This window comes from Methanobrevibacter wolinii SH (assembly GCF_000621965.1).
Lineage (GTDB): Archaea > Methanobacteriota > Methanobacteria > Methanobacteriales > Methanobacteriaceae > Methanarmilla > Methanarmilla wolinii.
The window spans coordinates 54,736-75,711 of record NZ_JHWX01000016.1 but is presented as its reverse complement, the minus strand read 5'-3'; the positions used below and the strand labels follow the sequence as shown (position 1 = coordinate 75,711).

Genomic DNA, 20,976 nt, shown 5'->3' with positions numbered 1-20,976 from the left:
TTAATCTAAATAGAGTAAACTAAACTTTAAAAAATAATAAATAATAATCACTTAATCTAAATAGAGTAAACTAAACTTTAAAAAATAATAAATAAAAAATTTAAAAACAATTAATAAAAAGAAAACAATTAATTATTTTCTTCTTTTAAACTTAATAAATCAGATATTGCAGTTTTAGTATTATTAATAATACTTTGTTCATCAAGAGATACTAATTTTCTATTTTCCATAAGAATATTACCATCACAGATTGTAGTATCTACATTATCTCCATTAACTGAATATACAATATTAGCACATAAAGAATTTCCAAGAGGAGTAAAATTTGGACGATTAGTATCAACTAAAATAATATCTGCTTTTTTACCTACTTCAATAGATCCAATATCTTTATCTAATCCTAAAGCATGAGCACCATTAATAGTAGCCATTGAAACTGTTTCTTCAGCAGATAAAACTTTAGGATTTAAAGTTGAAACTTTTTGTAATAAAGCAGCGAATTTCATTTCTTCAAATAAATCAAGATTATTATTACTTGATGCACCATCAGTACCTAAAGACACACAAATATCATTATCTAATAATTTACCAACAGGTGCAACACCTGAAGCAAGTTTCATATTACTACATGGATTATGAGAAACTTTAACATCATTTTCCTTAATTAATTTAATTTCATTATCAGATAACCATACACAATGAGCTGCTAAAATATCTGAAGATAATACTCCAAGTTCATCAAGGTATTCAAATGGTCTTTTTCCTCTAAGTTCAATACAATCTTCAATCTCTTTTTTAGTTTCATTCATGTGAATATGAATTCCAACATTATATTTATCTGCTTCTTTTCTTACTCTTTCAATTAACTCAGGAGAAGTTGTATAAACAGAGTGAGGTCCAAACATAGTAGTTACTCTACCATCAGCATAATTATTAAAATCTTTAATTAATTTAATATTAGATTTAAATTCATTTTCTCTTTTTTCAGCATCTCCAAAATCAATCATACCATATGATAAAACCCCTCTAATACCAGACTCTTTTACTGCACGAGCAACATCACCCATATAGAAATACATATCAGTAAATGTTGTTGTACCTGATTTTATCATTTCAATAGCACCTAACATTGCACCAGCATAAGAATAATCACTATTTAAATTAGCTTCCATTGGCCAAATATAATCATTTAACCAGGAATCTAATTCTAAATCGTCTGCAAGACTTCTAAATAAGGTCATAGGTAAATGAGTATGAGTATTTATAAGACCAGGCATTATGATTTTATCTTTAGCATCAATAATTTTTTCTGCATTAGAATCTTCAATATTATCACTAATTTCAGAAATTTTATTATTTTCAATTAATACTGAAGATTTACTATATTCTACTTCTCCATTAAGTTTTGGATTTAAAATAGTTCCATTTTTAATTAAAATATTACTTGTTTCCATAAAATATCACAATAATTAATTATTAATAAGATATAAAAATATAATATATATAATTATATTTTAATAATATTTAAAAAAAACTAAATTATATAAAAATTATAAAATTAATAGAATATTAGAGGAAAAAATACTGATTTAAGATAATCAAAAAATTAATTCTTAATTAAAAAACCATATTCTAGGTAATGTAAATGAAACTTAAAATAGCTATACCATCAAAAGGACGTATAAGTGATCCATCAATAGAAATACTTGAAAGATCAGGTTTAAAATTAAAAGACAGTACAAATAGAAAATTAATGTCAAAAACATTTAATCCAAATATAGATGTTATGTTTACACGTGCTAGTGATATTCCAACATTTGTGGAAGAAGGAATAGTTGATATGGGTATTACTGGTTATGATTTAATTAAAGAAAAAGATGCTAATATTGAAGAATTATTTGATTTAGACTTTGGACAAACAAAACTTGTACTTGCTAGTCCAGAAACATCTAATATTAATAGTGTTAATGATTTAACAAGTGATATGCGAGTTGCAACTGAATTTCCAAATTTAACAAAAAAATATCTTGAAGAAAATGGAATAAAAAATATAGAAATAGTTAAACTTGCAGGTTCAACTGAAATAGCACCATTAATTGGTATTGCAGATGTTATTACAGATTTAACAAGTACAGGTACTACACTTAAAACAAACCATCTTAAAATTGTAGATATAATTCTTGAAAGTTCAATTAAATTAATAGCTAATAAAGATAGTCTTAAAGAAAAAGAAAGTCTAATTAATGCAGTTGAAACAGGAATAAAAGGAGTAATTAATGCAGGAAACAAAAAATTACTTATTATGAATGTTAATAAAGAGGATCTTAATAAAGTAAAAGATGTTATCCCTGCAATGAGTGGGCCAACAATATCTGAAATTTTATCTAAAAAAGAGATGGTTGCAGTTCAAACTGTAGTAGATGAAGAAGTAGTATTTACATTAGTAAATAACTTAAGATTAGCTGGTGCAAAAGATATTCTTGTTGTACCAATTGAAAGAGTAATAAATTAGAATATTAATTCAATGATTTTAAAATCATTTTTTTATATTTTTAAAATAATGATTCTAATATTTCAAGAATATCTTTAAAATCAGGAAAAACCTCAAAATCAACTTTAAAATGTTTTTAAAATCTATTAAAAAATATTATAATTTAAATATAAATTTTAATAGAAAATTAATTTTTAAATAACTTAAGAGAGAGAATAATATGAAAACCCTAATTATTTATGATAAAATAAATAGTAGTGCAGAGAGCCTATCAAAAGAAATATTAGATAATATTAATTGCGAATTTAAAAGAGCATTTCCGGTTAATAAAGCTAAAGATACATGTTTAATAAAATATGATTTCATAATATTAGGTGGATCTATTAAAAGAGGAAATATTCCTGGAAACTTAAAAAGATATGTTGAAAGAAATAGAAAAACATTAAAAGGTAAAAATTTTGCACTATTTATAATTTGTTATGATAGAGAAAAAATAGATAAATACTTTTATAAATCATTTTCAAAAGAACTCGTTAGTGCTTCATATACTCAAGAATATTTCTTAGATAAAAATAATGCAGGACTATTTAATAATAAAAATAATATGAGTTCAGATGAAATTAAAAAATTAAATAAAGAACATGTAAATGAATTAATTAATAATATAAACGAAATAAATGATAATTTTAAACATTCACATAATAATTAATCTAAAAATTAAATTTTAACTTATTATAAGTTAAACTCTAAATACTTAAGTTTAAGATAAATATCATAAATTACAATTAAACCCAACAAATACCTAAATTGAAGATAAATATCATAAAATCAGAAATAAACCTAATAAATATCCAAATTTAAAATAAATATCATAAAATCAGAAATAAACCTAATAAATATCCAAATTTAAAATAAATATCATAAAAATACATTACTCATTATATCTAAATAATATAAATCTTGTTTACAAAGTAAGCATATATGGATTACTAAAATCTTAAAAACAATCCAAAAAAAACATCTTAGAAATAAAAAGTTATTTAAAAAACATCTAAAAATTAAATTTTAACTTATAAGAAAATAGGCTTTAAAAAAATTTTAATTATAATAATAAACAAATAATTAAAACAATTTCAATATTTTAGGTGATTACAATTTTTAATCTAAAAAATGTTATATCAATAAATGATTTTGAAAAAGAAGATATAAATTATATTTTAGATGAAGCAGCAAAACTTGAAAGTGTTGCTAAATCTCAAGTTAGTTCTAATTTATTAAATGGTAAAATACTTGGAATGATGTTTTTTGAACCATCAACAAGAACCAGATTATCATTTGAAACCTCAATGAAAAGATTAGGTGGAGAATGTATAGGTTTTGATAATACTACATCATCATCTATTGTAAAAGGAGAAAGTATTGCAGATACTGCAAAAATGATTGAATCATACTCTGATGCACTTGTAATAAGACATGAACTTGAAGGAGTATCAAAATTCATATCTGAAATTGTAGATATACCTGTAATTAATGCTGGTGATGGTGCAGCCCAACATCCAACACAAACCTTACTTGATTTATATACAATGAAAAAAGAGTTTGGACATATTGAAAACCTTAAAGTTGCACTTGTAGGTGATTTAAAATATGGGCGTACAGTACATTCACTTGCATATGCACTTGGATTATACAATGTTGAAATGACCTTCGTTGCACCAAAAGAACTTAGAATGCCTAGAGAAATTCTTGAAGATCTTAAAAAGAATAATATTAAATTTACAGAAAATGAGAATCTTAATGAAGTTATTGATGATATAGATGTATTATATGATACAAGGATTCAAAAAGAAAGATTCCCTGATTTAGAAGAATATTTAAAAATTAAAGATGCTTATCTTATTAATCATGATATGTTAAAAGGAAAAGATCTTATTGTAATGCATCCATTACCAAGAGTAAATGAAATTGCATATGATGTTGATAATACAAAACATAATAGATATTTCCAACAAGCATTTAATGCTGTCCCTGTAAGAATGGCTATATTAAAAAATTTAATATTAAATAATCCAAAATTCCCAGAATAATATTTAATAAATTTTTTTAGATTAAAAATTTTAGGTTTTATAATTATAAAATTAGCAAACAACAAAACTAAAAACCCTAAAAAAACCAAAACATTATAAAATAATTATAAAACCCATAACCAAACAACAAAACCAAATACCTACTAAAAAAACCAGAACTATAAAACAATTATAAAATATTTTAAAATCAATAATTATATTAAAATTAAAAACTATTTTTTTAAAAAATAAATTATTTTCTATATTAAATTATTTAAAAAAAGTAAATTAAAAATAGATAAAAAGATAGATACAAAATAATTAAAAGTAGGATTAAAATAATTAAAAGTAAATATAAAACCTAATTTTTAAGCTCACTTTCAACTAATTTTAATGCTTCATCAATTATTTGATCCATATTATAATATTTATACATACCTAAACGTCCACCAAAAATAATGTTTTCTTCATTTTCAGCAAGCTTTTGATATTTATCAAATAATTTATTATTTTTATCATTATTTACTGGATAATATGCCTCCATGCCTCTTTCCCAATTTTGAGGATATTCATGAGTAATAATTGTTTTAAGTGAATTGGAAGCTTCAAAATGTTTATGTTCAATAATCCGTGTAAATGGCGTTTCAGAATCAGTATAATTAATTACAGCGTTTCCTTGATAATTATCAATATCTAATGTTTCACTCTCAAATCTTAAACCACGATACTCTAATTCACCATAAGAGTAATCATAATATTGATCAATCATCCCTGTAAATAAAATTTTATCTGCAATATTTTCCCATTTTTCTCTATCATTGAAGAAATCTGTGTTTAATTTAACTTCAATACCCTCTAAAAGTTTCTCAATGATTTGGGTATATCCCCCTATAGGTATCCCCTGATATAAATCATTGAAATAATTATTATCATATGTTAAACGTACTGGTAAACGTTTAATAATAAATGATGGAAGTTCAGTGCATTTTTTACCCCATTGCTTTTCAGTATACCCTTTAATTAATTTTTCATAAATATCCTTACCTACTAAACTAATAGCTTGTTCTTCAAGGTTTTTAGGATTTTTAATACCTGCTTCCTTCTTCTGATTTTCAATGATTGAAATAGCTTCCTGTGGAGTTTTAATATTCCACATCTCATGAAAGGTATTCATATTAAATGGGAGGTTATATAATTCCCCCCTATAGTTTGCAATAGGTGAATTTGTAAAACGATTGAATTTAGCATATTTATTAATATAATTCCATACTTTTTCATTACTTGTATGGAAAATATGTGCTCCATACTCATGTACATTAATTCCTTCCTTATTAGAAGTATAGACATTTCCACCAATATGATTTCTTTTTTCAATAACCAAACATTTATATCCATTATCAGTCATTTCACGTGCAAATACAGAACCAAAAAGTCCAGATCCAACAATTAAATAATCATAATTCATATAACCACAATAATAATCTTTACTTAATAATCTAAAACTATAACCTATTTCTATAAAAATAAGATATACCTAAATTCAATTATAATCCATTATATAAAAATAAGATATACTTAAATTCAATTATAATCTATTTATATAAAAATAATCTTAAATAAAAATTTATATTTTTAATAATATATAATTCACTTTTTTAGAAAAAGTTTATGCATTGTTGAAACCATTAAACTTAGAATAGGATTAATTCTAAATCTTAAAAAAAGTATTTTTATATGTTTTTAAATAGATAAAATACATTAAAGGAAATAAATTAAAATTTAGAAGAAATTAAGAATTTTAATATTAAATAGCTTAAAACAATAGAATATTAAAAAAGAATTAAAATGACAAAATATGTTTAAAAAGCTTAAATTTTTAAAAAGCAAGAATAAATTAAAAATAAAATAATAAAAACTAATTTAAAAATAATTGTTAATTTAAATTTATGAAATTTAAATTTAAAAATCTATTAAAAGAAAATAAGGGTTCAATTATAAGCATGTTTACTTTAGTACTAATATTATCACTTATTTTAATATTCATAATCTTTTTAACAAGCACATTATATATGGAAAATGAAAAATCAAATATTTTAAATGATAAAAACTTTAAATACCATGTCGAAGATTATAAAAGAAACATTAATCCTGTAAGCTATGAAGTACTTAACGAAACAATAAAAGACCATATAGATAGTAAAAAACCTTCAATTAATAGCAGAGAAGAAATTAAAACTAGATTAAATAATAAACTTAAAGACATTAACGAGGATTATTATAGGAATTATAAGATAATAATAGATTCTAATGTTTTAAGTATAAGTAATGATGAAGACCCATTTAACATTGATGTTAAGATTAAATCAGACTTTAAAAAGGACAATAATACTTATTCTACAATGAAAACTTATAAAATTTCAATAATTGGATTAGAAGATCCATTACCCTTTTTAAAACTTAAAAATTATACTGACTTTAGACATAACTCCACTAATTTTAATTATGAAAATTCCCTAAACAATTATTTAAGTAATAAGTCAATGGATGGTAGCCCCTATATAAACAGTAGTTCCCCAACAATTTTCAAAAAATGTCCTTACCAACCATATGAAATACATGGAAATAATTTAACTTATAATTGTATATTAAACAATTATTATCATGAAAGCCATGATGGTAGCTGCATATTCTGTAGATTAGAAAACAAGGGAGATTGTGATGATTATGGCCTTGAAACATTTATAGTATCACATAAAACTAATGAAAATACAAGTATAGCCTCTCCAGACCATGTAATATTTGGAGATAATCCATATAATGGAGATAAAATAATACTTAAAAATGACACAATCCTATTTTTAGATAATGGCCATAAAAAGAAGTATGGTCTTAATTAGACATCGAAAAGATAATAAATAGAAAAAGGTGAAAAAAATCAAAATAAATAATTATGGAAGTATTTATTTAACGGATATTCTTCTTAGTATTGTAATTATAATTATTATAACATCAAGCATTTTTACAATTAGTTCTTTAACAATAAATAAAATAGATTCAAATATTGAGGATAATAAAATAAAAACATTATCTAACCAATTATTAGATACCCTAACAGAAACAGAGGGAAGTCCAGATAATTGGGAAGAACTTCCATATAATAAAAATTTCATATGTGGATTAAAATCTTCTAATAATAGCCAAATACATTTATTATCATATAACAAGATTCTAAAACTTAAAGAAAATTATAATATAATCACTAAAAATATGTTTAATAATGAAATCAAAAGTCAAATAGAAATAAAACCACTAAATCCAAATTTAGAAACTATTGAAATCGGAGATAACCCCATTAGCAGTTCTAATATTTATTTAAATAAGAGATTCATATTAATTGATTATTATAGCAAATACCAAGTTAAAAATATATCAAAGAATGATATATGTAATAAGAATCATGGGTCTAATTTTATTTGTACAGAATTTAATTTAAACAAAAGCCTGAGTAATTATAATTATTATTTAATAGTAGATAATGACATTGATTATTACCTAGATAATGGAATAAATACTGCACCTAATAGAAAAACAAATAATAGATATAGTCTACTTAATGATGATTTAATTAAGCTATCAAATACCACAATAATAATCCATATAAAGAAAGATAATGATTTTAATGGACTTATTATTGAAGTGCCAAAAGATTTTAATAAAAATTATTTAAAATACGAATATTTTACTTATGAAAAAGCGGAAATTATACTAAAAACATGGTACAACTAAAAATTTAAAGAAGAATAATAATTAGAATCTTTAAAATTAAAATAAAATCTAAGAAATTAAAAAATAAATAGATTTAAATCTTATTTTAAAATAATCATATTTTCAAGAATAAAAAAATAAATTATAAATTAAATTTTTATATATAATAAACATCAATACTTGAATTTTCATATAAATTGGGATAATTTATTTTATTTATAATTTTATTATTAATATCATTTTCAATACCTAATGTAAATTTATTTAAGCCTTCAGATATTGAAACTCTTTTATTTAAATATTTATAATGTAAAATTCCCTTACTAATAAAATCACTGCCAATTTCTTTATCTAAAATAATTAAAAATTCAGTGCTAATATTATTAAAATAATCATGAAAATCATTATTTTCAATTGAAACATCGTCAATTTCTGGATATTTTAATTTTAAATTAGTAATATCAATAGATTTATCATTAAAAACTATATTTAATTTTTTATTAGAATAATCTATTTTATTATACAAATCAATAGATGCTTCAAGTTTTTTTAGTGAATCTAATTTGAAAATCACAGTAATATCATTTTTATCTTCAATATATGGATATCCAATAGTATCCAAAATCTGTTTAAATCTTTCAGTATATGTGTGATTTTTTAAAACATTATATAAATTATTCATACGCTTTTCTTCATATGAACCATTAATATCTGGTAATTTTTGAATATTATCAAAGAAAAATATGTTATCACCAAATAATCTTTCAACTGCTTTTGAATAATTACTAAGAATTAAAGTATTCGTTATTGCTAATTCATATATTCTTCTTGCAAACATAGTATTTGATTCTGTAACTATATTAAAATTTAAACCCCATTTCATTTTTTTATACAAGGAAGCTGTTTTTTCATATTCTATTGCAGGATGAACATATTTTTGATATTTTTCTGGATAAGCAAAAAGTTTCCTATAATAATTACGATCAAATATTATAAGATTGCCCCACTGTTCAATAATTTTATCAAAAATCATATTCATTAATTTTGTTCTTTCAGGATGGCTATCACCATAATATGTTCCTGCAAATACAGGATATTTGATAGTTTCCCTACTTAAATTTAAGGGATTGAATAATTTAGGTTGAGCAGCAAACATTAAAGAATAAACATTATTATGATTATAGTCTTTTTTATATGAATCTATAGATTCTTCAGAGGATGTAAAAATATAATCAAATTTAGAAGCAGTATCAGCAAAAGACCAATCATCTGTCCTATAATGAATCGGATCTTCTTTATTCCAAAATATACTAGGTATTTTATTATCTTTACAATAATTTAAAATTTTAAGTAGTTCTTTACGATTTTCACCATCAATGTTATAAAGTTTAATAACTTTATTAAACCAAGGTTCTTTATTTTCTTTTGTTCCAATACCTTGCCATGTAGATTCACAAAAAAATAAATCTGGTTGAAAAAACTTAAATTTTTCTTCCCAATCATTAGGATTAATTAAAATAGCTTCAAATTCATATTTAAATGAATCATAAGTAAATTGATCTGCAATAATTGCAACTTTAATTTTTTTTAAATTTTTAACTGGTTTATAATTAGAATTTATATTAAAATCATTTTTATTAGATATTTCCTTATTATTTCTATTTGAAAACAATTTATCTTTTAATAAAGCATATTTTCTCCAGATTTTATATGCTTTTGTAGATTTAAAATGTTGATTTTCCTTAAATAACTTATGATTTTCCTTTTTTAGATTTAAATTCTCATTATTTAAATAAAATTTATCATCATACAAAACCTTATTACTCTCTTTTAAAGAACTTAAACCATCCTCAAGTTCATAATTTTTATATTTTTCAATTAAATAATTATAATCTTCATCCATAATATCCCATTAATCTTTCTTAAATAATTCATCTAAAACTTTAACTTCCTATACTATTATTTTTAAATTAAAAAATAAATTATATATAAATTTAAATTTAGTCAAAGTCAGCGATTAAATAAAATTAATTTTTAATGATTGAACTATACAAATATTGCAATTATTAAAAGTGAATAAGCAATTAATAAAGTATTTGAAAATGCATCAGTAATACTTGTTGAAATTGGAATAACAATATTATCTGGATCAAGACCATGTTTATAAGATAATATACATATTCCAAAGACTATTATCATCATTATTGGAATTAAAGTTAAACCTGCAAATACACTTATTAATATAAGTGGAATTAATCCAAATGTTTGAGTACCAATTATAAATGAACTTAAATCTGAAATAACAGCTATAAATGGATATACAATAACTGCAAGTGATAATATTATTAATAAATTAACAAGTGTAGTATTAGTAAGTTTAAACTCAGGTTCTATTAAACCAGAGTGTAGGCTTGAAGATAATCTTGCACCTAAAATACTTACTAAATTACCACTTTCACCAGATAATAATGGTACTAATGTTAATATAGTTGGATTAGTTAAAAGTGTAGATTCACATGAATCCAATACAGTACCTGCATATATTCCTAAAAAAGAACATAAAAGTAAAGTTGGTGTTGATTCAAGTAATATTCTTTTAATAGATTGATTTCTACTTACTTCATATACAAACATTATAATAATTAATAATATTAAAATACCAAAAACTAAATCTTTAAAGTATCCAACACCTAAACCTTTTAAAATAAATAATGATACAATTATTGCAGGTAAAGTAAATAAATCACCGAATGCTGCAACAAGAGGCGTTGTAACATTATCTGGATCCCATCCACCTTTATAACTTTTAAAAGATATACACATTGTAATTGGAAGCATTATTAAATTAGATATAATTCCTGCAAATACAGAAATTAATATAAAATCCATAAGATCAATACTTCTTAAATGGAATATTAAACACATTATTTTTGCAAAAATAGCTAAAAATACAGACAATACCATTGTAAGAACAAATGAAGATTTTAAATTAGTAAATAAAACTTTAGATCTTTTAAACTCAGGATCAAGTACACCGATATGAAGGTTAGTACTTAATCTAGATGCAAATGATCCAAAAATATTACCTCTCATTCCAATTGCACCTGGAATAAGAATTAATAAACCAGGAAATGCATTTAAAAAATAGGTCATGTTTCCAAGGATAATTCCAGCACATAAGTCACCTATAGCACATATAAATAAAGCAACTAAACTTTGTCTAAGTGTAGAACGGTTATTCCTTATAAAATTAGAAAATTTATTTAATATTATACTATTTTGGCTATTCATATTATCCCAGGAATTATAGATTTAATTTTAAAAAAATGCTTTGTTGAAAAAATTAATTATGAGATAAGTTTCAACAAAGCTAATAAGTATAATCATTAATGAATAGTCAAAAATAATTTTTACTTATTAAAAGACTAATCGTCATCAGATTCTTCTTCATCTAATGCATCTGATACATCATCAAATGACATTTCACCATGAGCTATTTGAACTAAAATATCTGAACCTGTTTCAGAACCTTTAGCAAGTAGTACATCATCTTCTAATATAACTGTATGTTTATCTGGACCATAAATCCATGAATCATGACGTCTAATAGCAATAACTCTCATACCAGTACGATTATTTAATAATAATTCACCTAATGTTTTATTACATAATTCTGATGCAGGATATACTTCAACACTAATAATCATTTCATCAGATTCTTCCATAACACGTTTAAATACTGGATGTGGTTTAAAACCTTTAAGAATTAAGTCAGCTAAATCTTTTGCAGCATTAGCAATAGATTCTGCTGCTTCTGCAATCTCAAGTAATGCTGTTAACCTTTCTGCATCTTCTTTAGAACGTGCAGCAAGTAGAGATTGAATTTTAATCTCATAATTTAAACTATTAATACGATTTTCTAATTTCAGCACTTCATGTGCCGCATCTTTACTATTAAAAAGAACAGCAGAATATGATAAATCTACCATTAATTCTGACATGTTTTTCATTTCAATTAAAATATCTTTAATACTTGGCATTAAATCCCTTCAACATTTTAGAAATAAAAATTTAAACTTAAATTATTATATATAATTTATAATATAAATAAATGTTAAAAATTAGAATATTTAAGTATTATATAAAAAACTAAAATAAATACAAATAATCAATACAAACATCAATAAAAAACTTAAAATAAGTACAAAACAATTAAAAAATATAAACATGTAAAAAAAACTTAAAAATAGGTATAAACAATTAAAATATTAATTTAATATTTTTATTGAAATAATTTTAAAAAAAAAGTCATTTTTAATTTATGAATTTAAAATTAAAGTTTAAATAAATTTAGAATAGTTAATTAAGAAAATATTAAAAAAAATAAAAAATAAAAAAAGTATATCTAAAAAATATAAAAAAAGAAGTAATTAATCTTTAGAATTATTTTTTAAAATACATTCTCTACGTAACTTTAATAATTCTTTCTTGTTTTTAATTAAATCATTAGGTTCTTTTACAATGTCATCAAATTTAGACTTGATACATTCAATATTCTCTTTTTTATGAACCCACATACAATCTTCGCAACTCCAAACATTCTTACCTTTAATCCACCTACCACCAGTAGATTTATCACCACATGGATAAAATGGACAATAACAGAAGTCACAATGTTGACCTTCTTCATGACATGGATAGTATCCACATTCAGTATTAGGTCCTTTTGGAGTTTTACCTTCAAAATATCTTTCATAAAAGTCTACAGCTAATGGATTTAATTTTGATTTAATTACATATCCTCTAGGAGTTATCATATAACCTTCATCAAGATATGTCATTTTATTTCCAACAATTAATGTAGTTGACATATTAATTTTTTCTTCATCAAGATCTTTAGCTTTCACAACAGATACTTTTGATGGGTAAGTTTCACTATTTACAATACCAATTAATGTTTCAGGACCTCTAATATCTAAAACTAAGTCTTTAAATAATTTAAATGGTTCTTTTCTAGATTTACTAATAGGATTATAAATAGCTATAATTAGATTTGCCTTAAGAGAATATTCTAATTTAGTTTTAATCTCAGATAAAGGAGTAAGTAAATCACTTAAACTAATTGCAGCAAAATCATGTAAAGGTGCACCAAGAAGAGATGCAGAATAATTTAAAGCTGAAACTCCTGGATAAATATCAACTTCAATATTAGTATTATATTTACTTATAAGCTGGAAAAGAACATTTGCCATACCAAATACACCAGGATCTCCAGAACTTACAATAGCTACATCATATCCATCAAGACTTTTAGATATAGCCATTTCAACCCTTTTAATTTCATCCCCCATACCTTTTTTAATTACTTCTTTACCTTCAATAAGATCTGAAATAGAATCAATATATTTACTATATCCTACAATAACATCAGAATCTTGTATAGCAGCTAAAGCTCCTAATGTCATATTTTCCCTATTTTGGCCTAAACCAATTACATTTATCATATTATCACTTATTGACTTGTATTTGTATCAGTATCATTTGTTGTATTAGTTGATGTGTTTTCTGAAGCAGAATTATATATTTTTAAGATAGAATTAATCTTAACTGAGTCAATATTAACTTTAAATTCTCCTTCACTTGTCATATTCGCTGTAGCAGTAGCTAATATTTTATAATCTGGTTTTGCACTAATTACAATAGATGAACTTGAACTAGATGAAGATGATGAATATCCATAAGCAGTGATATTTAACTTAATTTGATCATTATCTTTAGAATCATATGTTCCAATACTTAGATTATCATAATCAATTCCATCTACTCCTGTTTCATTCTGCAGTTTTGTAGCTAAATCTTCCTTATTTGAAACATTAAGTGGTGTAGGATCTTGAATAACTACATTGTTTAAATTATCAGATGAAAAAATACCATTTATAGTATCAATTTGCAAATCTATTAGTCCTTTAACATCAGGAACTTGAGAAGTTACAATAGTATAAGAACTTAATAAACCAGCTTCAAAAAATCCTATAAATAAAACAATGATTAATATTGCTTTTAACACCTTATGCATTTTATCACTTACTTTAAAAATAAAATTTCAATAAATATAAAATTTAATAATTTATCATTTTAAATCTTTAATTAAAGTAATATAAAAATATAACTAAATATAAAAGAATTATCTTAATAATATATAATAAAAGAAAATTTTAAAAAACAGTTAAAATATAAATTTAAAATACTTAATTTTAATATAGATTCTAATTTAAAATATTTAAAATTTTAATATTAATATCTTAAATTTAAAATATAATTAATATAATTAAGTTAAATTATTAAATAAATTATATTTTAAAGATTAGATAAAAAAATAAAAAGGATTATTTATGACATCAGATATTTTACTTAAATTTGCAAAAAAAGGAATAAATTTATCTCCAAATGCATATAAAATGATTATAAATTCAGAAGATCCTAAAAATCTTACATCATCATTTATTATTAAACTAAAAAGTAAAGAATTTACAAAAGATGATTTAGTATCTGTAAGTGAAGATATTCTTAATGAATTTATAAATGGAGAAAACAATAGAAAAGATAATTTAAGCATAAAGTCAGAGGATATTTCAAATAATTTAAACACAGAAACAATAAACAAAGAAACTTTAGAAAAAACAGATGATTTAAACAGAATAAACAAAGAAAAAACTAGTACAGACAAAGAAACTAATAATGAGAAAAATAATCTGGAAGAGCCTATAAATCAAGTAAAAAATAAATCCAGAATAAATAAATTAGAATATAATAATGAAATAAAAAAAGAATTTGATGCATCTGAAATAAGAGCAAATCCTGGAACTGATGTAGAAACAGAAAAAGTAGCAGATATTAAAATAGAAAACAAGAATCATAATATTTGTAGAAGAAATATGGAAGAAAGTCATGTAAATTATGATTTTAAAATTCTTCAAGATACAAGTAATAAATCATATACTAGTGGTGAAATAAGTAACCTTATAAGTTACTTCCAAAGTAGATTTGAAAAAGAAGAAAAGATATTATCACATAGACCTGAACTTAAAGTCCATGATAAAATCGAAGATATACGTGATGACCAGACAGAACTTGCATTAATTGTAATGGTTAATGATATTAGAATAACTAAAAATGGTCATATTTTAATTGAATTTGAAGATGAAACAGGTCAAATTTCTATTTTATTTAGTAAAGATAATACTGAACTTTTCCAAGAAGCACAAAAAATTGTAAGAGATGAAGTTGTAGGTATTATTGCTACAAAAAATGGATCTCTTGCAATTGCTAACCAGATAATACATCCAGGTGTTCCAAGAATAGCTAGAAAAGAAATGGACTTTGGTATTGTTTTCTTATCTGATGTTCATATAGGAAGTAAAACTTTCTTACCAGATGCATTTGAGAAATTTATTATGTGGTTAAACTGTGAATATGGTAATGAAGAACAAATAAAAATTGCTAAAGATGTTAAATATCTTATAATTGGTGGAGATATTGTAGATGGAATTGGTGTTTATCCAAATCAAGAAAAAGAACTTGAAATTAAAGATATTACCCAGCAATATAATAAAGCAGCAAGTTATCTTGGTCAAATAAGAAGCGATATTAAAATAATTATTACTCCAGGAAACCACGATGCATCTAGAGTAGCAGAACCACAACCTGCAGTACCTGAAAAATATGCTAAAGCATTATATGAATTACATAATGTTGAATTTATTAGTAATCCAGGATATGTATCACTTGATGGAATAAAAGTTTTAATCTACCATGGCCGTAGTTTTGATGATATGGCAATGACAGTTAAAGGATTTTCACATGAGCGAAATGATATCTTAATGGAAGAACTTCTTAAAAAAAGACATCTTGCACCAATATATGGTGAAAGAACACCTCTTGCATCAGAACTTGAAGATTATTTAGTTATTGATGATGTACCAGATGTATTCCATACTGGACATGTTCATATTAATACACATAGAATGTTTAATGGTATACATTTAATAAATTCAGGTACATTCCAGACTCAAACAGAGTTCCAGAAAATTAAAAATATTGTACCTACACCTGCAGAGGTACCAGTTCTTGATAAAGGTGTATATAAACAATTAAAATTCATATAAAATTTAAATAAAATAGTCTATTGAAATCATTTTAATACTTGAAAAATAATTTTAAAAGAAGTTTATTTAAAAGTTTTTAAGAATTTCAACAAGCATAAAATATAATTTTAAAGTAAAAAAATTATTTTAAGATTTTAATATATAAAAATATATACGTCTTTATATTATTTTTATGATTTTATATATAAATTATTAATAAAAATTAGAATTTTATATACAATAAATATAAAAACAATAATAATACTATATTATTTATTAAATAAAATATAAAACTTATATTAAAAATAAATGGGGATTTGAAAAAAATGGAAAAAATAAAAAAAGAAATTGTAAAATATTCTAAGATGTTATTTGAAAGAGGTTTAGTTTCTGGTAAAGCAGGAAATATAAGTACTAAATTTACTAAAGATAATAAGGAATATATTGCTATTACACCTACTTTAAAATCATTAGGAAATTTAAATCCAGAAGAAATTTCAATAGTAGATATTGAAGGTAATCCTATAAATGAAAACAAACCATCTTCTGAAGTTTATATGCACTGTGCTATTTATAAATCACGTGATGATATAAAAAGTATTGTTCATACACATTCTCCTTTTGCAACAGGTTTTGCTCATTCTGATAAAAAAATTAAAAGATATGAAGGTTTTGGATCTATTGAAATTCCATATATTGATGAAATTGAATACATAAAACCAGGTACTAAAAAATTAGCTGAAACTGCAGGTAAAGTTTTTGGTGAAAATAAAAAAAGAGATGTAATATTATTAAAACATCATGGTATTATTGCAACTGGTGAAAATCTATTTGAAGCAGAATCACTTGCTGAATTTATTGAAGACTCTGCTAAAACACAATTTATAAGTGAAATGCTTAAATCAATTTAAAATTTTAATAAATTATTTTATTAATTAATAAAAGTTTTTACTAAAATAAGATAAAATATTTAATAAAATATTTTTTTATTAAAATTTTTTAGAAATTAAATTATTAAAAACATTATATTATTTAAAATAAGATAATTTCAAGTATAAAAAATTTAATTTAAAATTAAGATGATTAGAAACTTTTTTTAAAAAACCGTGAAAATAGATAAGTTTATTATTAATTAAATAAATACCAATAAATTTAATAATAAAATTTAACATAAATAAATATAGTTTTTTTAATTTAAATTTTTTAGATTAATATTTAGGAGTGATAATATGTCAAACCCAACATTTGATGAAGTATCTGAAATTTTAAAATATATTATGGAAAACAATACTGTACCACGAAACATTAGAAGAGCAGCTGAAGAATCCAATGATATTTTAAATAATGAAGAAGAAGATGAAACAGTTAGAGCAAGTTCTGTTATTGTAATATTAGATGATATTAGTAATGATCCAAATATTCCAGTAAATGCTAGAACTTTAATCTGGGAAATCTTAAGTAAATTAGAAGCAATTAAATTTAATTAAATTAAATCTTTTTTTATTTATTTTATTTATTAAAATATATTTTTTAACTTATTTTATAAAATTCAATTATTATATTATCATATAAACATGATAATTGAAATTCAAAATCTTATTAAATAAAGAGATATATTTCAAGTGTAAAAATTTACAGACAAGTATTTCAAGTGTAAATTTTTTATAAAAATATAATCTAAGAAAACTTAATAACTTATTTTAAGTAAAATTAATTCAAAAAATAATTATCTTAGTTTAATTTTAATAAAGATTAATTATTAGAAATAGCTACTGCAACAGTAACTCCATCAATTGCTATTTTTTTATGTATTAGTTTACAATTAGGGCCAGCAGATATCATTGCACATTGTTCACAAACTCCATCTATACCAAATTTATTATATACAAATTCAGATTTAGAACAATCTTCATTATGAAAATTACGTACTTCATCTATATCAATAATTTCAAGTTTTTTGTTTAATTCTGTGCAAGCTTGAATAATACCAGGTTCGTCTTTTTTAATTGAAATTGTAGCAATACTATTAATTCTATTAATAGGTATATTTAAATTATTAATTGCTTCCTCAATTGCAATAAGTATATTATTTTTTGTTTTACCACGTCTTGAACCAATACCAACAACTAATTTTTTTTCAGATAAATTTATTGAATATTCATTATCATCTTTAGAAAATTTAAAGTTAACATTAGATAAATCACTTAATTTTTTATCAGGAAGCTTATTAAATGTACTATTTGAAAAATATTTTGTAAGAAAACTTAAATCTTTATCAGATGAAATTTGAAGTGGAATATTATCAAGAATTGCTTTATTAAATGGTAAAATTTTTTTAACATCATCTATTTTATAAAAATTTCTATAAGCAATAGAATCTATACCATATTTAAAATTAACATCAGTTGATGTTGATATTACAGGATTAGAATTAATTAATTTAGCAATTTTAGAACATAATTGATTTCCACCACCAAGATGGCCAGAAAGTAGACTTACAACATAATTTCCTTTTTCATCAATTCCTAAAACAGCAGGATCTTTATCTTTACTTTGGATAAGTGGTGCAATCATTCTAATTATAATACCAGTTGCCATAATTGCAATTATACCATCATAATTATTAAATGCAAAATCCATATTCTTTTTTACATTTTTATGAAAAATATCGCATTTAATTACTGTTGGATTTTTTAATAATTTTTCTTGAATTTCAAGTGCAAGGGTTTTTGCAGGTTCTGTAATTGATAAAATTGCAATTTTCATAATAACCATCTAAACAAAAATTATAAACATAAAAAAATAAAATTTAAAGAAAATTAAAAATATATTAAATTTTCAATAATATTTATGTTTAATAATATTTATTTTAATATAATTAAATTTTTAGAAAAAAATAGATAATGATATATTAAAATATTTAAAAATTAGTATAAATTTATAGATTATATTTAAATAAAATTATATTTTATTAAATTTTTCAAAATTTCTAGAATATACTTTCTTAAAATTGATTTTCAAGTTTAACTAATTTTAAATTTTTATAAAAAATTGATTTTAACAGATAAAATTAAAAAAACTTAAAAATAAATTTTTAATAATAAAAAGTGTTTTAAATTGATATTTAAATTTATGAAATTTTTAAAAAAAGGATTTAAAGAAATGATTTTAATTCTAAGATATATAATTTATCTAAAAAAATTTATTTTAATAGATAAATTAAAAATAAAAAATATAAGGCTTATAATACAAGAAGTATTATAAATAGAATAATAAATTGAATTAAAATAAATAAGAATATTGTCCATCTAGATAAATTATAAGCCCTTCTTATATCAAATGAATCTATTAATTTTAATGGATCTCCAAGGATATAATTATCTTTTTTAATAAGTTGAATACCAAGTGCTCCTGCACAAGTTGCCATAGTATAACCAGAATTTGGACTTTCACATTTTCTTGCATCTCTTCTTAAGATATATATTGCATTTTTATAATCCATTCCTATGATTCTACTTGCAATAACCATTAGTATACCAGCAATTCTTGCAGGAATAAAATTTAAAATATCATCAAATATTGCTGGGAAAAATCCAATTTTTCTTAATTCTTCTGTTTTATATCCAACCATTGCATCTTCAGTATTTATAATTCTATAAATAAATGCAATCATTATACAAACAAATATTAAATGGAAAGTTAAATTATTTGCAGGAATTCCTCCACTATTAAATAAAAATAAACTTACATTATTTACTAGAAATGAATTATTAAATAAATGATGATAATAATTTATTATAATAATAAGAAAACCGAAAATAAAATAATAAAATAATGGACTTATTACTGAGTCAGTTACATTTTCAGTTAATGATTCAATTGTTGCAGATATAATATAACTTTCTGATAAACCTTGTGTAGGTCTACTTACTAAATATGAAACCTCATTTCTTGCTTGTTCAAATTCATTATTTTCTAGTTTAATACGGATATTTTCAGCACTATTTAATAATAATTTAATAGAAAATGCTGAAGAGAAGAATAAACCTAATATAAATACAAATAATATTATTGGTAAATGTATAAAAATATTATATCCAATTTCACTAATTATAAGAAATATACCTATAACAAATATAGTTAATAATAATCCTGAGAAATAAGTATTTAAATTTATAAATAAATTTTTAAAGAAATTTATTAATTTACCAATTAAAACAACAGCATGTAAATTATTTGGAAGTTCTCCAATTATAATATCAGTAAATAATGCTATTATAAAAACTGCAAATAATAAGAATATACATACTCTGAAATTATTTAATAAAATATTCGGCATCATTATGTTTTATTTTTGTTAAATATCAATATATAAATATTGTTTAAAATTTAAAGAATTTTTTAAAAAATATTATATTAGATTAAATTAAATTAAAATTAATATAATATTTATATTAATAAATAAAAAATATAGAATTAATATAAAACTAAATTATTATTATAATAAATT

17 protein-coding genes are annotated in these 20,976 nt (G+C 22.2%); 8 read left to right on the top strand and 9 right to left on the bottom strand.

Features of this window, described 5'->3' with window-relative positions:
* Positions 1 to 128: 128 nt before the first annotated feature.
* Complete coding sequence (locus T523_RS02575; RefSeq protein ID WP_042707355.1) at positions 129 to 1,454, bottom strand: amidohydrolase family protein; 1,326 nt, start codon at positions 1,452 to 1,454, stop codon at positions 129 to 131.
* A 191-nt stretch (positions 1,455 to 1,645) separates the two neighbouring features.
* On the opposite strand from T523_RS02575, the gene hisG reads away from it, so the two are divergent.
* From hisG to pyrB, 3 genes are all read left to right on the top strand, one after another.
* On the top strand, positions 1,646 to 2,512 hold the full coding sequence (gene hisG / locus T523_RS02570; RefSeq protein ID WP_042707354.1) for an ATP phosphoribosyltransferase: 867 nt from the start codon (positions 1,646 to 1,648) through the stop codon (positions 2,510 to 2,512).
* A gap of 199 nt (positions 2,513 to 2,711) precedes the next feature.
* Complete coding sequence (locus T523_RS02565) at positions 2,712 to 3,200, top strand: flavodoxin domain-containing protein (protein WP_052334612.1); 489 nt, start codon at positions 2,712 to 2,714, stop codon at positions 3,198 to 3,200.
* A 436-nt stretch (positions 3,201 to 3,636) separates the two neighbouring features.
* Positions 3,637 to 4,578, top strand: coding sequence for an aspartate carbamoyltransferase (pyrB, locus tag T523_RS02560; protein WP_042707353.1), 942 nt, complete (start codon positions 3,637 to 3,639; stop codon positions 4,576 to 4,578).
* Positions 4,579 to 4,918: 340 nt separating this feature from the next.
* Here pyrB and glf read toward each other — a convergent pair whose 3' ends face one another.
* Positions 4,919 to 6,022: a UDP-galactopyranose mutase gene (glf, locus tag T523_RS02555; RefSeq protein ID WP_042707352.1), complete on the bottom strand. Its 1,104-nt coding sequence runs from the start codon at positions 6,020 to 6,022 to the stop codon at positions 4,919 to 4,921.
* A gap of 604 nt (positions 6,023 to 6,626) precedes the next feature.
* On the opposite strand from glf, the gene T523_RS02550 reads away from it, so the two are divergent.
* Both T523_RS02550 and T523_RS02545 read left to right on the top strand, forming a co-directional pair.
* The gene (locus T523_RS02550; protein WP_156929582.1) at positions 6,627 to 7,454 is read left to right on the top strand and encodes a hypothetical protein; all 828 of its coding nucleotides are present in this window, start codon (positions 6,627 to 6,629) and stop codon (positions 7,452 to 7,454) included.
* A 28-nt stretch (positions 7,455 to 7,482) separates the two neighbouring features.
* Positions 7,483 to 8,343, top strand: coding sequence for a hypothetical protein (locus T523_RS02545; protein ID WP_042707350.1), 861 nt, complete (start codon positions 7,483 to 7,485; stop codon positions 8,341 to 8,343).
* Between the two features lie 136 nt (positions 8,344 to 8,479).
* Here T523_RS02545 and T523_RS02540 read toward each other — a convergent pair whose 3' ends face one another.
* The 5 genes from T523_RS02540 to T523_RS02520 all read right to left on the bottom strand — a co-directional run bounded on the left by T523_RS02540 (position 8,480) and on the right by T523_RS02520 (position 14,398).
* The gene (locus T523_RS02540; protein WP_042707349.1) at positions 8,480 to 10,225 is read right to left on the bottom strand and encodes a CgeB family protein; all 1,746 of its coding nucleotides are present in this window, start codon (positions 10,223 to 10,225) and stop codon (positions 8,480 to 8,482) included.
* A 143-nt stretch (positions 10,226 to 10,368) separates the two neighbouring features.
* Positions 10,369 to 11,613 carry a magnesium transporter gene (locus T523_RS02535; RefSeq protein WP_042707348.1) on the bottom strand — a complete coding sequence of 415 codons (1,245 nt, stop codon included), beginning with the start codon at positions 11,611 to 11,613 and terminating at the stop codon, positions 10,369 to 10,371.
* Between the two features lie 134 nt (positions 11,614 to 11,747).
* The gene (locus tag T523_RS02530; protein ID WP_042707347.1) at positions 11,748 to 12,362 is read right to left on the bottom strand and encodes a potassium channel family protein; all 615 of its coding nucleotides are present in this window, start codon (positions 12,360 to 12,362) and stop codon (positions 11,748 to 11,750) included.
* A gap of 390 nt (positions 12,363 to 12,752) precedes the next feature.
* A complete protein-coding gene (cobJ, locus tag T523_RS02525; protein WP_042707346.1) occupies positions 12,753 to 13,826 on the bottom strand; it encodes a precorrin-3B C(17)-methyltransferase in 1,074 nt (357 codons plus the stop codon).
* Positions 13,827 to 13,834: 8 nt separating this feature from the next.
* Entirely contained in the window at positions 13,835 to 14,398 is a 564-nt protein-coding gene (locus T523_RS02520; RefSeq protein ID WP_042707345.1) for a hypothetical protein, read from the bottom strand.
* A gap of 316 nt (positions 14,399 to 14,714) precedes the next feature.
* On the opposite strand from T523_RS02520, the gene T523_RS02515 reads away from it, so the two are divergent.
* The 3 genes from T523_RS02515 to T523_RS02505 all read left to right on the top strand — a co-directional run bounded on the left by T523_RS02515 (position 14,715) and on the right by T523_RS02505 (position 17,953).
* Positions 14,715 to 16,487 (top strand): DNA-directed DNA polymerase II small subunit, encoded by a 1,773-nt coding sequence (locus tag T523_RS02515; RefSeq protein WP_042707344.1) that lies wholly within the window; start codon positions 14,715 to 14,717, stop codon positions 16,485 to 16,487.
* Positions 16,488 to 16,792: 305 nt separating this feature from the next.
* A complete protein-coding gene (locus tag T523_RS02510; RefSeq protein WP_042707343.1) occupies positions 16,793 to 17,377 on the top strand; it encodes a class II aldolase/adducin family protein in 585 nt (194 codons plus the stop codon).
* Between the two features lie 318 nt (positions 17,378 to 17,695).
* Positions 17,696 to 17,953: a UPF0147 family protein gene (locus T523_RS02505; protein WP_042707342.1), complete on the top strand. Its 258-nt coding sequence runs from the start codon at positions 17,696 to 17,698 to the stop codon at positions 17,951 to 17,953.
* A gap of 265 nt (positions 17,954 to 18,218) precedes the next feature.
* Here the strand turns inward: T523_RS02505 and T523_RS02500 are convergent, their stop codons facing one another.
* On the bottom strand, positions 18,219 to 19,232 hold the full coding sequence (locus T523_RS02500; protein WP_042707341.1) for a cobalt-precorrin 5A hydrolase: 1,014 nt from the start codon (positions 19,230 to 19,232) through the stop codon (positions 18,219 to 18,221).
* Between the two features lie 475 nt (positions 19,233 to 19,707).
* On the bottom strand, positions 19,708 to 20,805 hold the full coding sequence (locus T523_RS02495; RefSeq protein ID WP_232229021.1) for a cobalamin biosynthesis protein: 1,098 nt from the start codon (positions 20,803 to 20,805) through the stop codon (positions 19,708 to 19,710).
* Positions 20,806 to 20,976: the final 171 nt, after the last annotated feature.

Excerpts from the sequence above, each read along its gene's own strand:
- T523_RS02575 (WP_042707355.1), bottom strand. The coding sequence starts at position 1,454 with ATGGAAACAAGTAATATTTTAATTAAAAATGGAACTATTTTAAATCCA.
- hisG (WP_042707354.1), top strand. The coding sequence starts at position 1,646 with ATGAAACTTAAAATAGCTATACCATCAAAAGGACGTATAAGTGATCCA.
- T523_RS02565 (WP_052334612.1), top strand. The coding sequence starts at position 2,712 with ATGAAAACCCTAATTATTTATGATAAAATAAATAGTAGTGCAGAGAGC.
- glf (WP_042707352.1), bottom strand. The coding sequence starts at position 6,022 with ATGAATTATGATTATTTAATTGTTGGATCTGGACTTTTTGGTTCTGTA.
- T523_RS02550 (WP_156929582.1), top strand. The coding sequence starts at position 6,627 with ATGGAAAATGAAAAATCAAATATTTTAAATGATAAAAACTTTAAATAC.
- T523_RS02540 (WP_042707349.1), bottom strand. The coding sequence starts at position 10,225 with ATGGATGAAGATTATAATTATTTAATTGAAAAATATAAAAATTATGAA.
- T523_RS02535 (WP_042707348.1), bottom strand. The coding sequence starts at position 11,613 with ATGAATAGCCAAAATAGTATAATATTAAATAAATTTTCTAATTTTATA.
- T523_RS02530 (WP_042707347.1), bottom strand. The coding sequence starts at position 12,362 with ATGCCAAGTATTAAAGATATTTTAATTGAAATGAAAAACATGTCAGAA.
- cobJ (WP_042707346.1), bottom strand. The coding sequence starts at position 13,826 with ATGATAAATGTAATTGGTTTAGGCCAAAATAGGGAAAATATGACATTA.
- T523_RS02520 (WP_042707345.1), bottom strand. The coding sequence starts at position 14,398 with ATGCATAAGGTGTTAAAAGCAATATTAATCATTGTTTTATTTATAGGA.
- T523_RS02515 (WP_042707344.1), top strand. The coding sequence starts at position 14,715 with ATGACATCAGATATTTTACTTAAATTTGCAAAAAAAGGAATAAATTTA.
- T523_RS02510 (WP_042707343.1), top strand. The coding sequence starts at position 16,793 with ATGGAAAAAATAAAAAAAGAAATTGTAAAATATTCTAAGATGTTATTT.
- T523_RS02505 (WP_042707342.1), top strand. The coding sequence starts at position 17,696 with ATGTCAAACCCAACATTTGATGAAGTATCTGAAATTTTAAAATATATT.
- T523_RS02500 (WP_042707341.1), bottom strand. The coding sequence starts at position 19,232 with ATGAAAATTGCAATTTTATCAATTACAGAACCTGCAAAAACCCTTGCA.
- T523_RS02495 (WP_232229021.1), bottom strand. The coding sequence starts at position 20,805 with ATGCCGAATATTTTATTAAATAATTTCAGAGTATGTATATTCTTATTA.